The sequence below is a fragment of the Stenotrophomonas sp. KH_052 genome, from assembly GCF_057838755.1.
The window spans coordinates 2,125,780-2,138,865 of sequence record NZ_CM174475.1 but is presented as its reverse complement, the minus strand read 5'-3'; the positions used below and the strand labels follow the sequence as shown (position 1 = coordinate 2,138,865).

The 13,086-nt window shown below is 66.8% G+C and carries 8 protein-coding genes; 3 read left to right on the top strand and 5 right to left on the bottom strand.

Annotated features, from left to right (window positions below):
* Positions 1-100: 100 nt before the first annotated feature.
* Complete coding sequence (locus AC3ITW_RS09975; protein WP_489390294.1) at positions 101-3,007, bottom strand: DUF2135 domain-containing protein; 2,907 nt, start codon at positions 3,005-3,007, stop codon at positions 101-103.
* Positions 3,008-3,138: 131 nt separating this feature from the next.
* Here AC3ITW_RS09975 and AC3ITW_RS09970 point away from each other — a divergent pair, with 131 nt between their 5' ends.
* On the top strand, positions 3,139-4,188 hold the full coding sequence (locus AC3ITW_RS09970; protein ID WP_448122908.1) for a DUF1176 domain-containing protein: 1,050 nt from the start codon (positions 3,139-3,141) through the stop codon (positions 4,186-4,188).
* A gap of 83 nt (positions 4,189-4,271) precedes the next feature.
* On the opposite strand, the gene recJ is transcribed toward AC3ITW_RS09970, so the two are convergent.
* Positions 4,272-6,029: a single-stranded-DNA-specific exonuclease RecJ gene (recJ, locus tag AC3ITW_RS09965; protein WP_012510932.1), complete on the bottom strand. Its 1,758-nt coding sequence runs from the start codon at positions 6,027-6,029 to the stop codon at positions 4,272-4,274.
* Between the two features lie 122 nt (positions 6,030-6,151).
* Between recJ and AC3ITW_RS09960 the strand changes: the two genes are divergently transcribed.
* Together AC3ITW_RS09960 and AC3ITW_RS09955 are read left to right on the top strand one after the other, a co-directional pair.
* Positions 6,152-7,195: a DUF1176 domain-containing protein gene (locus AC3ITW_RS09960; protein WP_448122906.1), complete on the top strand. Its 1,044-nt coding sequence runs from the start codon at positions 6,152-6,154 to the stop codon at positions 7,193-7,195.
* A gap of 54 nt (positions 7,196-7,249) precedes the next feature.
* Positions 7,250-8,266 carry a DUF1176 domain-containing protein gene (locus tag AC3ITW_RS09955; RefSeq protein WP_489390358.1) on the top strand — a complete coding sequence of 339 codons (1,017 nt, stop codon included), beginning with the start codon at positions 7,250-7,252 and terminating at the stop codon, positions 8,264-8,266.
* Positions 8,267-8,375: 109 nt separating this feature from the next.
* Here AC3ITW_RS09955 and AC3ITW_RS09950 read toward each other — a convergent pair whose 3' ends face one another.
* Genes AC3ITW_RS09950 through carB form a run of 3 tightly spaced genes read right to left on the bottom strand, consistent with a single transcriptional unit; the run spans position 8,376 to position 13,013 of the window.
* Positions 8,376-9,293, bottom strand: coding sequence for a phosphoglycerate mutase (locus AC3ITW_RS09950; RefSeq protein WP_489390293.1), 918 nt, complete (start codon positions 9,291-9,293; stop codon positions 8,376-8,378).
* A gap of 4 nt (positions 9,294-9,297) precedes the next feature.
* Positions 9,298-9,762, bottom strand: a complete 465-nt coding sequence (gene greA, locus AC3ITW_RS09945; protein WP_174238326.1) for a transcription elongation factor GreA — start codon at positions 9,760-9,762, stop codon at positions 9,298-9,300.
* A gap of 8 nt (positions 9,763-9,770) precedes the next feature.
* A complete protein-coding gene (gene carB / locus AC3ITW_RS09940; protein WP_012510928.1) occupies positions 9,771-13,013 on the bottom strand; it encodes a carbamoyl-phosphate synthase large subunit in 3,243 nt (1,080 codons plus the stop codon).
* Positions 13,014-13,086: the final 73 nt, after the last annotated feature.

The window sequence follows — 13,086 nt, the reverse complement described above, 5'->3', positions numbered from 1 at the left end:
CCGAGCCCACACTCGGCTGCTTCTGCCGTGAGCCGAGCATAGGCTCGGCTCTACCTTGAGGCAGTCGAGCAAGCTCGACTCTACAAAAGCCCGGAATCGATCATTTCACCTCGAACTCGCCTACCAGCACGGTCTCGGCACGATCCTTCAGCCGCATCGTCACCATCTGGTCCTTCTGCTTCGGCGTGCCCCAGTGCGTGGTCAGCCGCAGCATCAGCGTCGTCGCACCGGTCACCAGCTGCTGGCGGCTGCCGAAGTAGTTGGCCTCCACCTTGTACTTGCCCGGCTTGGCGTTGCGCAGTGAGAACTGCTCGGGACCATAGCCGCCGGTAAAGTCCTGCGACATCTGCCCGCCCTGATAGGTCAGGCGGTTGCCGTAGTACGCGCGCTCGCCGTTCGGGTCGGTCACCCACAGGTCCATGTCGCTGTTGTCGGCATCCCACGACAGCACCACGCGCAGGTCCAGCGGCATCGCCTGCAACAGGCGCGGGTCGATGCTGCGGGTATCCAGCCGTGTCGTGCTGCCTGCCACCAGGTTGGTCAACTCGTCCAATGCGATCAGGGCGATGCCGTCGAAGCGGTTGTCCCACGGCCGCACCACCACCTGATACAGCGGCGCCAACGCCTGCTGCGGCTTGCCCGCAGCCGCCAGTGCCAGGCCAAGATCGCGGAAGCTCTGCGGTTCTTCCTGGCCCATCGCCAGCACCTGCTCGAACACCGGAACCGCCAGTGTCGGCGCGTCGGCCTGCATCAACCGGTAGCCGAGCACACGCAACAGGTGGCGGTTGTCCAGGTCCATCTCGGCCAGGTTCGACAGCACGCGCAGTGCCAGTTCGCGCTGGCCCTGCTCCAGCAACAGATCGGCCACGTCGAGGAAGAACGCGCTGCTGTCGGCGTGTGCGTCACGCTCGGCCAGGTAACGGTCATACAGTTGCGACGCCGGGCCCTGGCGCAGCCGCCGGGCGATGGCCGAGTCCGGCTGCCACGCAGCCAGCTGGATGCCGAGCTCCCCATTGTTGGCGGCGGATGCAGCGACAACGCTGCCGGTGAGCGCGACCACATCCAGCGCTTTGTTCGATGCGGAGGCTGAGCGACGTGCACGCGCGCTGCTGGCTTCCATGCGTTGCTCGGCGGCGGCCATCGGTGCCGGCGCGGGCGGTGCCGCGGGGGCCGGCGCAGCGAGCATCGCCACCGGCGCCGAGTCCATCGCGTAGTCCGCGGATGCAACTTCCAGCGCCCCGCCCTTCAACTGCGGAGGCGCTCCCTTCGGCCAGCTTCGGCTCCACCACTGCTGGCGCTCCTTCCAACGTGCGGCAACCTGGTCCAGGCGCTGGCGATCGGCAGCGGCGCGATCGCTCACCTGCCGTGCGAAGCGGGCATCGTACTCGGCGCGCAGCTTGCCGGACGGGCGGATCGCGTAGCGCAGGTAGTCCTCCAGGGTCTCCAGCACGATCAGCGAGGTGTCCGGTCCGACCAGGCCGAACTGCTGCGACAGCAGTTGCATTGCCTCGCGGTTGCCTCGACGGTCGGCGCCGAGCTGCTGCAGACGGGCCTGCGCCCACAAGCCGGCCAGTAGTTCACCGTCGTCACTCTTCTGCGTTGCCGGCAGCGCCTGCCATTCACCGCCGCCCACGCGCACCCGCATCGGCACGCCGTCCGCCGCAAGGCGGGCATGCAGCCATAGCCAGCCTTCGGCCTCGCTGCGACGATCGATCACAACATCCTGTACGCCACGGCCCGCATCGACCTGCACGTCCAACGGCGACGACAGCAGTTCGCGAGCGGCCGCATCAACATCCTTGCCCAGCGCGACAAAGCGACCGCCATGCGCTTCGCTCCAGCCGCGCAGGCGCACTGCATCGGTTCGCGCACCAGCACTGCTGACCGCGAACAGGCGCTGCTGCGGTGCGAGTGCTGGCAGTGCTTCCGGTCCATAGGTCAGCAGGCCATCGCTGACCAGCAGGTACTCCTTCACGCTCGGTTGCGGCTGCCACTGCGCCAGCGCGCTGGCACCGTCCGGGCGTACGGCCTGCAGCGCTGCGCGCAGCTCGCTCCAGTTGCCTGCACGGACACGGAAGCGACGCATCGGTTCGGCACGGTCGCGCAGCACGGTCAACGCCACGGTGCCGTCACCCATCGCTGCGAAATAGCGATCCAGCAAGGCGAACTCACGTGTGCGATCGCGCTGGCCCGCCGAACCGGAACCGTCCCACAGCAGGCCGATATCGCTGGGCAACGTGCGGGGCGTGCTGCTGGGCGACACCGGCAGCTGCGCCAACAGGTAGTGCCCGTCCTGCCAGGGCGCCACCTGCACCTGTGCCTGGCGTGCCGCCGGCAGGCTCCACTGCAGCTGCGTCGGCAACTGCGCGCCCCTGCCCTGCCAGTGCAGCTGGCCCGCGTTGATGCGGAACGGAGCCGTACCTGCGGTGGCCGCTTCCGGCGCCTGCAGCTTCAGCTCAACCGATGCAGCGCCAGCGGCGAACTGCAGCGGCAGCGTCCACTGCCAGCCCTGGCCGGCGAAGGCCAGCGGTTCGCGAATCACCAGCTGCACGCGTCGGCTGCCACCGGCCGGCAGCGGATAGATACGCAGGCGGAACTGGTTGCCGGCAGTCTGTTCCAGCAGGCCCGGGTCGACACCGCGGCGGGCGATTTCCTCGAATACCTGGCGGCCGCGGTCCTTGGGCACCGGCACCGCATCGCGCAGCTCACCGTTGATGTCCAGTGCAAAGCCGGTGATCTGCTGGCCATCGGCCAGCGGGAACTGCAGCTCGCCCTCCAGCACGCGTCGGGTCGGGTTGTGGAATTCGAGGGTGATCCTGGTCTGGGCGATGCCGGCCTGGACCTCGCCTTCGATGCGGGCACGCTGCAGCTGCACCGGCTGTTCGGCGGCGGGCGCGATCAACAGCGGGGTGGTGGCTTGCGGCCTGGCAATACGTGGCGACTGAGCGCCGACAGGCCCAGCCGCGAGGGCCAGCAGCAACACAGCGCAGCAACGGACGAAGACCATGACAGGGCTCCAGTGGGATCGTGGACATTTGAACGCACGGACAGCCGGAATGGGGTTGGACCGTGCGCGGCTTTTCTTTGCCCTCACCCACAGGCACCATTCCCCACGCTCCCACACGCGCAAGGATGCCGATGCGATTGCCCCTGCTGGCCACTCTGTTGGCACTGGCCTGCCCCCTGACCGCCCTTGCTGCGGCTCCGGCCAAGAGCCTGTATTTCCAGCACCACGACTGGGTCGTGGCCTGTGACAACACTTTGACCTGCCGCGCGGCCGGCTACGCCGCCGACGATGACAGCACCCTGAGTGTGCTGCTCATCCGCAAGGGCGGCCCGGGCCAGGCCATCCAGGGCCGCCTGTCGCTGCAGCCGGAAGAAGGCCAGACCCAGCCCAAGGGCGCGCTGCATCTGCGCATCCAGCGCCAGGACCTGGGCGTACTGGCTCCCGTGAAGGGCGAAGGCACGCACAGCTTGAATGCCGCACAGACCAGCGCGGTGCTGTCCGCATTGGTACGCGATGGAGGGATCAGCGTGACCGATGGCGCTGGCCATCGCTGGCCGCTGTCGGGCAAGGGTGCCGCAGCCGTGCTGCTGAAGATCGATGAATACCAGGGCCGCCTCGGCACGCCCGGCGCCGTGATGCGCAGGGGCAGCATGCCTGAGTCCGGCGTTCCCACCGCACTTCCGGTGCCGGTTGTACGCAAGGCCGCTACCCTGGACTCGACTCCGGATGATCCTGCGTTTGCTCGGCTGGCCGCCTCACCCGCCCTGCGCGCGGCACTGCGTGCCACGCTGGAGGACGATAGATGCGAAGGCCTGCAGGAAACCGACGCCGACGTTCCGCTCAGCAACTCCCCGCTGCAGGTCCAGCGCCTGGACGCGCAGCATGTGCTGGTCACTGTCCCGTGTTGGCGCGGGGCCTACAACATCGGCGATGGCTACTGGATCGCCCGCCCGCAGGCGCCGTTCCAGGCGCAATGGGTGACCAGCGATGCGATCGACTACGCCGACGGCCAGATCATTGCCGCGCAGAAGGGCCGCGGCCTCGCTGACTGCATTTCGCACGCAGCCTGGACGTGGGACGGGACGAACTTCATCGCGACGTCCGAGGTGGCACCTGGGCTATGCCGGGGCGTGCCCGGTGGCACCTGGGAACTGCCGACGCTGGTCAGCGAGGTCCGCTGACGCCACAGAAATGGGGACGGAGGGGATTAAGTCGCAAGTGGCAAACAAGGCACAAGCGACTTAATCCCCTCCGTCCCCTTTTTTCATGCAGGCAGGCAGTGCTCGACGATCAACTGGATGGCGCTGCCGCCACGATAGTCATCGCAGGCCAGCCGAAAGGCCAGATGCACGTGACGGCCGGGCGCGTTACCGTGCCAGCCGCCGAAATGGATCGCGTTGATCGTGCCGGGTACGCCTGGCAGGCGCAGTTCCAGCTTGAGGTGGCGTTCCTTCAGCACACGCCAGTTGGCCACTTCGAAGTGGCCGTCGAACAGCGGCTCGGGGAAGCCCTGGCCCCACGGGCCGGCCAGGCGCAGCGCATCGGCGTGGCGATGATCCAGCTCATCTGCGGCCAGTTCGCCATCGCTCAGCACCTGCTGCTGCAGCGCCGCCGGGTCGAGCATTTCCAGCACCACGGCGACGAAGGCGGCCTTGAAATCATCAAGATGATCAAGCCGCATGCTCAGTCCAGCCGCCATGGCATGCCCACCGAAACGTTCGATCAGGCCCGGATGGCGCGCGTCGACCAGTGCCAGCGCGTCACGGATGTGCAGGCCGGGAATCGAGCGCGCCGAACCGCGCAGCGTGTCGGCACCGGGTTCTGCAGGCGCGAAGGCGATCACCGGGCGATGCAGGCGATCCTTCATCTTCGACGCGACCAGACCGACCACGCCCGGGTGCCAATCGGCGTCAAACAGGCAGGCCGCCACCGGTCGCTGGCCGGCCATGTCCAGCACCACGCGGGTCAACGCCTGCTCGGCGTCGTCAGTCATCGACTGCTGCACGGCGCGCCGTTCCGAATTGATCTGCTCCAGCGTCTGCGCGATCTCGCGCGCCTGGCGCGGGTCCTCGGTCAGCAGCAGCGCGATGCCCAGCGCCATGTCCTCCAGCCGACCCGCTGCGTTCAGGCGCGGGCCGAGCGCGAAGCCGATGTCAGTGGCGGTCAGTCGCGCGGCATCACGGCCGCTGGCTTCGATCAGCGCACGCAGGCCGACACAGCCCTGCCCCGCGCGCAGACGGCGCAGGCCCGCGCTGACCAGCGCACGGTTGTTCGGATCCAGCGCTACCAGGTCGGCGACGGTACCGACCGCCACCAGGTCCAGCAGTGTGGTCAGGTCCGGGCCCTTGCCATCGGCGAAGACGCCGGCCTCGCGCATCTGCCGGCGCAATGCCATCAGCACATAGAAAATCACGCCGACGCCGGCCAGCGATTTGCTGGGGAACGCATCGCCATCCAGATTCGGATCAACGATCACGTCTGCCGGCGGCAGCTGCGGGCCGGGCAGATGGTGGTCGGTGACCAGCACCTGCCAACCACGGGCCTTGGCCGCAGTCACACCCGCGTGGCAGGCAATGCCATGGTCAACCGTGACCAGCAGGTCCGGCTGCAGCTCGGCCAGCTCCTCCACCAGCGACGGCGACAGGCCGTAGCCGTGCACCATGCGGTTCGGCACCGCGTGCAAGACGTGCTGTGCGCCGAGCATGCGCAGGCCGCGCACGCCGACCGCACAGGCGGTGGCGCCATCGCAATCGAAATCGCCGACCACCAGGATGCGCTTGTCGTTGGCGATGGCCTCGACCAGCAGGCCCACCGCAGCCTCGATGCCGGTCAGCAGCTCGGGCGCATGCAGGCTGCCCAGCTTCGGCAGCGCCAGCTCCGGGGTACCGGCACCGCGACTGGCGTAGAGCCGCGCCAGCAGTGGCAGCGTGCCCTCCGGCCAGTTGGCGGGCGCGACCGCATCGCGGCGGCGGATCGTCGGCGTATCAGAGGAGGGCTGCACGGCATCGGCGGCAAGGGACATCGGCATCGCCGGGTTACGGAAGACCCGCGCATGATACCCCGCTCGGCTTGCCAGGCTCTTCCCGGGCTTGGCGCAGGCGTGGTGATCGCCCATGCTTGTCCGCTTCTGAAATGGAATTCGCCATGTACCGCCTGCTGTCCGCACTGATTGTCGGCCTGTTGCTGCCGCTCGCCGGCCATACCGGAAATGCGCCACTGGAACCCGGCATCGAGTTCGTGCATCACGACTGGTTCCTGGCCTGCGACAACACCGGCACCTGCCGCGCCGCCGGTTATGGTCCGGAGAGCGCAGACAGCTCGCTGGGCCTGATGCTGGAACGTGTCGGCGGTCCCGGAACGGCAGTAAAGGCGCGACTGCGGGTGGGCGAGGATGGCGAAAGTGCAATGCCCGAAGGCGCGATGCGCCTGCAGGTGAACGGCCGTGATCTGGGGCCCGTGCAGGACACCGGTGCCGACGAATCCGTGACGCTGCGGCCGGCGCAGGTTGGTGCGCTGCTCGCCGCTCTGCCCGGCAAGGCGCGCATCGAGGTGATCGACAGCAGGGCCACGCGCTGGCCGATTTCCGATCGTGGTGCCGCCGCCGTGCTGTTGAAGATGGACGAAGTACAAGGGCGCCTTGGCACGCCCGGCGCCCTGGTACGGCGTGGCACGCGTGCTGAAGCGAGTGTGCCGGCTGCGCAGACCAGGCCCGTGATCATGCGTGCCACGCTGGCGGCCACTCGCCCCGGAGACAACACACTGGGTAGCAGCGAAGCGCTGCGCGACGCGCTGATTGCCACGCTCGACGACGGTGACGACTGTCCGCGTCTGATCGAGTACAAGGGCACCCCGGAAATGGTGATCGAGCGGCTGGACGACAGCCATGTACTGGTGCAGGCGCTGTGCCAGATGGGTGCATACAACTACAGCAATGGTTTCTGGATCGCGCGTGATCGCCCTCCGTTCGCCCCGCAGACGGTTACGCTCGAAGCGGAGGGTTTTTCGCACTTCGAGCGCACGCTGTACGCACGCTCCAAAGGCAGAGGCATCGGCGACTGCGTCTCCGGCTCGGACTGGACATGGGATGGCCGCCGATTCCAGCCAAGCAGTGCTTTCAGCACCGGGCTGTGCCGTGGCATGCCGGGCGGTCACTGGATGCTGCCGACCCTGGTCAGCGAGGTTCGTTGAATGCACTCCCCTGCTCTGCCGCAACTGCCGCTGTTCCTGCTGGGATTGCTGGCGATGTCCTCGTCCGCCTGGGCCACGGCTCCGATTGGTGCATCGTTCGCCGAGGGCGACTGGTTCATGGTGTGCGACAACACGCGTGCCTGCCGTATCGCCGGTGTCGGCGCCTCCGCACCGCTGAGACTGGCCACGCTGATCGAGCGCAATGGCGGACCCGGGGAAGCGGTGGAGATCCGGCTGGTACTCGCCCGCGACGACGCTGACGATCCCGAGGCACAGGCTCAGTCACCTGTTGGCACACTGCAGCTGCTCCTGGACGGGAAACGCGAGGGCAGAATTGGGGCACTTGAGTCAGCCACGGAGCATGCAAAGCTCACCCCGGCTCAAGTGCAGGCGTTCAACACCGCCCTCATCAGGCAATCCCGCATCAGCATCACCGATGGCAGGGGGCAGACATGGTCGCTGTCTGCATCCGGCGCAGCCGCACTGATGCTGAAGATGGATCAGATCCAGCAGCGTCTGGATACGCCCGGTGCACTGGTGCAACGCGGAAGCCGACCGGAGTCGAGCGTGCCGCCAGCTCTGCCGAAGCCGGTGCTGGCCATGCCATCCAAGCGGGTGCCTCCGCGTGAGGAGGATGCGCGCCTGGGCGAACGCGAGGACCTGCGCCGGCTGCTTCGGCCCGGCAACAAGGCGGACTGGGCGTGCGCTGCGGATGTACCACAGACCAGCGAACCCTACATCGCCATCCAGCGCCTGGACGACCATCACGTACTGGCCTCCGTTGTCTGCCACATTCCGGGGTTCAATGTGCCGGGGGGTACATGGGCGATCAACGACCAGGCGCCGTTCAATCCCGTTTTCATTACCCAGGGCGCACTGTTCCCGTACTCACGGGAGCTGATGTTCGTTGAAGAGACCGTGGAGACCGACCGGGATCGCTGCGGAACGGGGCGCTACTGGGCATGGGATGGCCAGCGGATGCAGCTGAGCATGGAGTACGTTGGTGGCACCTGCAGTGGCGCTGGAGCTTCCACTTGGCGACTGCCGACCTATATCACTGAATTCCGGTAGGGCATCCGCCTTCGCCCGTTACCTGCGGTAGTGCCGGCCGCTGGCCGGCAACCCCGGCAAACATCGGGGGTCAGAGCCGTTTTCCCATGGAAAACGGATCCGACCCCGATCAATCGTGAAGCTGCCGCGGCTTCTTCCAGAACTGCCAGCGCTGTCCGCGGTCCAGCTGGAACTGCATGCCATCCTCGAAATCCAGCACCAGCCGCTGCAGTTCGCCACGCTTCAGCGCGGCCAGCAGTGGCCGGATCGCGTCGCTGCCCAGTTGCTGCAGTGATCGCAGCTGGCGCAGATCGACCAGCGCATCCACGGATTGATCGCCATCCACCGCCACACCCGCTGCCAGCGCAAGACCTTGCAGCAATGCATCGCGGCTGCGCACCTGCGCGTGCGGTGTGTTGACCGACACCGGCATCACGCCGCCGCCCCAGAACCACAGCGAATTGATCGGCTGTTGTCCCTGCGCGGCGCGCTGCTGGTTCCAGGAATGGTTGTGCAGCAGCACCTGCGCCTCGGTCATCAAGGCACGCCAGCGGCGGCCGACCTCGCCTTCGGGCAGGTGCGCGAACAGGTCATCGCCGAGCACCTCGTCCGGACTGTCGACGTCCGGCAGTTCGCTGTCGATCGGAAGCCGCAGGTACCAGCGCGAAGGGTCCGGTGCATCCAGCGCGAACCCGGCGTCGGCGAACAACGGCTGCAGTACCGGCAGCAGTGCCAGGCAGTCAGCCAGCGTCGGCCGCAGCGTTTCGCCATAGGCCATCATCCGCGCACCGTGCATGTCCGGCACCATGCAGGCCGGATCGGCCCGCAGCCAGCTGGCGCCGGCGGCATCGCCGACGTCACGCTGGCGGGTCAAAGCGGCCACCGGCCAGTGCGGCGCGGCGACCGTGAAATGGCGCGTCAGCTGCGCACGCTCGCCCGCCTCATGCTGCGAGGCGTTGGCGCGGCCCAGGGCACGGGCCACATCATCGGGCAGCACAGCCGCGGCAAAGCGGCTGCGCGCGGGCAACAGCAGGGTCGCCGTCGCCACGCGGTCAGTCCAGGTAGCTGACGCTGACGATCTCGTACTCGCGCTGGCCTGCCGGGGCGTCGATCACGATCGAATCGCCTTCCAGCTTGCCGATCATCGCGCGCGCCACCGGCGAGGAAATCGCGATCAGGCCCTGCTTGATGTCCGCCTCGAGGTCGCCAACGATCTGGTACTTCCGTTCTTCGTCGGTTTCCACGTCGGCCAGGGTCACGCTGGCACCGAACACCACCTTGGAGCCGGCATTGAGCTTGCTCACGTCGATGATCTCGGCATGCGACAGCTCTCCTTCCAGCTGCTTGATGCGGCCTTCGATGAAGCCCTGTTCCTCGCGCGCGGCGTGGTACTCGGCGTTCTCCTTCAGGTCGCCATGTTCACGCGCTTCGGCGATCGCGGCGATCACCTTCGGGCGCTTGACCGACTTCAGGTGATCCAGTTCGTCGCGCAGCTTCTGCGCGCCCTTCATGGTGATGGGGGCTCTCATGCATTCAACTCCTTGTGCAGCTCCTGCAGCGACCAGACAGGGCCGGTGCCGCGGAATTCCAGTGAATCCACCAGCGCCTTGGCGCCGGCAATGGTGGTCGAGTAGGTGACGCGGTGCTGCAGCGCCTCGCGACGGATCGAGAACGAGTCGTTGATCGCCGAACGACCTTCGGTCGTGTTGACGATGTAGACGATCTCGCCGTTCTTGATCGAGTCGACGATGTGCGGACGGCCTTCGACCACCTTGTTGATGATCTCGCAGTCCATGCCGTGCTGCTGCAGCCACGCGGCGGTGCCACGGGTGGCAACCAGGCTGTAGCCACGTGCCAGCAGTGCCTTGGCCACCGGCAGTACGCGCTTCTTGTCCGGATCACGCACCGACACGAAGGCCTTGCCGACCGGCGGTGCCTTGATGCCGCCCGCCTCCTGCGCACGCGCGAAGGCGGCGTTGAAGGTGCGGCCTACGCCCATCACCTCACCGGTGGAGCGCATTTCCGGCCCGAGGATCGGATCGACGCCCTGGAACTTGGCGAACGGGAAGATCGCTTCCTTCACCGAGTAGTAATCCGGCACGATTTCCTTGGTCGCGCCCTGCTCGGCCAGGGTCTTTCCGGCCATGCAGCGGGCAGCGATCTTGGCCAGCGGCATGCCGGTGGCCTTGGACACGAACGGCACGGTGCGCGAGGCACGCGGGTTCACTTCCAGCAGGTAGATGGTGTCATCACCCTCGTCGCTAGTCTGGATCGCGAACTGGGTGTTCATCAGGCCGACCACGTTCAGGGCCTTGGCCAGCTCCACCACCTGGCGGCGCAGCTCGGCCTGGGTGGCGGCGGACAGCGAGTACGGCGGCAGCGAGCAGGACGAATCGCCCGAATGCACGCCGGCTTCTTCGATGTGCTCCATCACGCCGCCGATCAGCACGTTGCCTTGTGCATCGGCAATGATGTCCACATCCACTTCCACGGCATTGTCGAGGAAGCGGTCCAGCAGTACCGGCGAATCGTTGGACACCTTCACCGCGTCGCGCACGTAGCGGGCCAGGTCGGATTCGCCGTAGACGATTTCCATGGCGCGGCCGCCCAGCACGTAGCTCGGGCGCACCACCAGCGGGTAGCCGATCTCGCGAGCCAGCAGCAGGGCTTCCTGGTCGTTGCGGGCGATGCGGTTCGGCGGCTGCTTCAGGCCCAGGTTGTCGACCAGCTGCTGGAAGCGCTCGCGGTCTTCGGCCAGGTCGATGGAATCAGGGCTGGTACCGATCACCGGCACGCCGTTGGCTTCCAGCGCCCGCGCCAGCTTCAGCGGGGTCTGGCCACCGTACTGCACGATCACGCCCTTGGGCTGTTCCAGTTCGACGATTTCCAGCACGTCTTCCAGGGTCAGCGGTTCGAAGTACAGGCGGTCGGAGGTGTCGTAGTCGGTCGACACGGTTTCCGGGTTGCAGTTGACCATGATGGTTTCATAACCATCCTCGCGCAGCGCCAGTGCCGCGTGCACGCAGCAGTAGTCGAACTCGATGCCCTGGCCGATGCGGTTCGGGCCACCGCCCAGGATCATGATCTTGTCGCGGTTGCTCGGCGCGGCCTCGCACTCGTCCTCGTAGGTCGAGTACAGGTAGGCGGTACCGGTGGAGAATTCACCCGCGCAGGAGTCAACGCGCTTGTAGACCGGGCGCACCTTGTGCGCACGGCGCAGCGCTCGGATGGCCGCTTCATTCGTGCCGGTCAGCTGCGCCAGGCGCGCATCGGAGAAACCGGAACGCTTCAGCTTGCGCAGGCGCGCAGCGTCCAGCGCATCAATGCCGTCGGCGGCGACAGCGGCTTCAGCGGCGATGATCTCTTCGATCTGGTCCAGGAACCACGGATCGATGTAGGACAGCTTGAAGATGTCCTCCACGCTCATGCCGGCACGGAATGCGTCGGCGACGAAGAACAGGCGCTCCGGGCCCGGTGCCTTCAGCTCGCGGCGCAGGGTCTGCAGATCGTCTTCATTGGTCAGGTCCAGGCCGGTCGGGTCGAAGCCGACCTTGCCGGTCTCCAGGCCGCGCAGTGCCTTCTGCATCGATTCCTGGAAGGTGCGGCCCATCGCCATCACCTCACCCACCGACTTCATCTGGGTGGTCAGGCGCGCATCGGCGGCCGGGAACTTCTCGAAGGCGAAGCGCGGGATCTTGGTGACGACGTAATCGATGGACGGTTCGAACGAGGCCGGGGTCAGGCCGCCGGTGATCTCGTTCTTCAGTTCGTCCAGGGTGTAGCCGACGGCCAGCTTGGCGGCGACCTTGGCGATCGGGAAGCCGGTGGCCTTGGAAGCCAGCGCCGAGGAACGCGACACGCGCGGGTTCATCTCGATCACCACGACGCGGCCGGTGTCCGGGTTGATGCCGAACTGCACGTTCGAGCCACCGGTATCCACGCCGATCTTGCGCAGCACGGCGATGGAGGCATCGCGCAGGCGCTGGTATTCCTTGTCGGTCAGGGTCTGCGCCGGGGCCACGGTGATCGAGTCACCGGTGTGCACGCCCATCGGGTCCAGGTTCTCGATCGAGCAGACGATGATGCAGTTGTCCGCCGTATCGCGGACCACTTCCATCTCGAATTCCTTCCAGCCCAGCACCGACTCTTCCACCAGCACTTCGGTGGTCGGCGACAGCTCCAGGCCACGGCTGACGATGTCGACCAGTTCTTCGCGGTTGTAGGCGATGCCGCCACCGCTGCCGCCCAGGGTGAAGCTGGGGCGGATGATGGTCGGGTAGCCGACGCGGGTCTGGATCTCCAGCGCTTCGTCCAGCGTGTGGGCGACGGCGGCGGTCGGGCATTCCAGGCCGATCTCACCCATGGCCACGCGGAACAGCTCGCGGTCTTCGGCCATGCGGATCGCTTCGCGTTTGGCGCCGATCAGCTCGACGTTGTACTTCTCCAGTACGCCGTTGTCGGCCAGGTCCAGCGCGCAGTTCAGCGCGGTCTGGCCACCCATGGTCGGCAGCAGCGCATCGGGCTTTTCCTTGGCGATGATCTTCTCGACCGTCTGCCAGTTGATCGGCTCGATGTAGACGGCGTCGGCCATCTCCGGGTCGGTCATGATCGTGGCCGGGTTGCTGTTGACCAGCACCACGCGGTAACCCTCGTCACGCAGGGCCTTGCAGGCCTGCGCGCCGGAGTAGTCGAACTCGCAGGCCTGGCCGATGACGATCGGGCCAGCACCGATGATGAGGATGGTCTTGAGGTCAGTGCGCTTGGGCATTTTCTTCTCTAAGTCAGTACAGCGTGACAAGGGGGGTGATCGCACGCTGTCGATCAGGAATCTTGATCCGCAG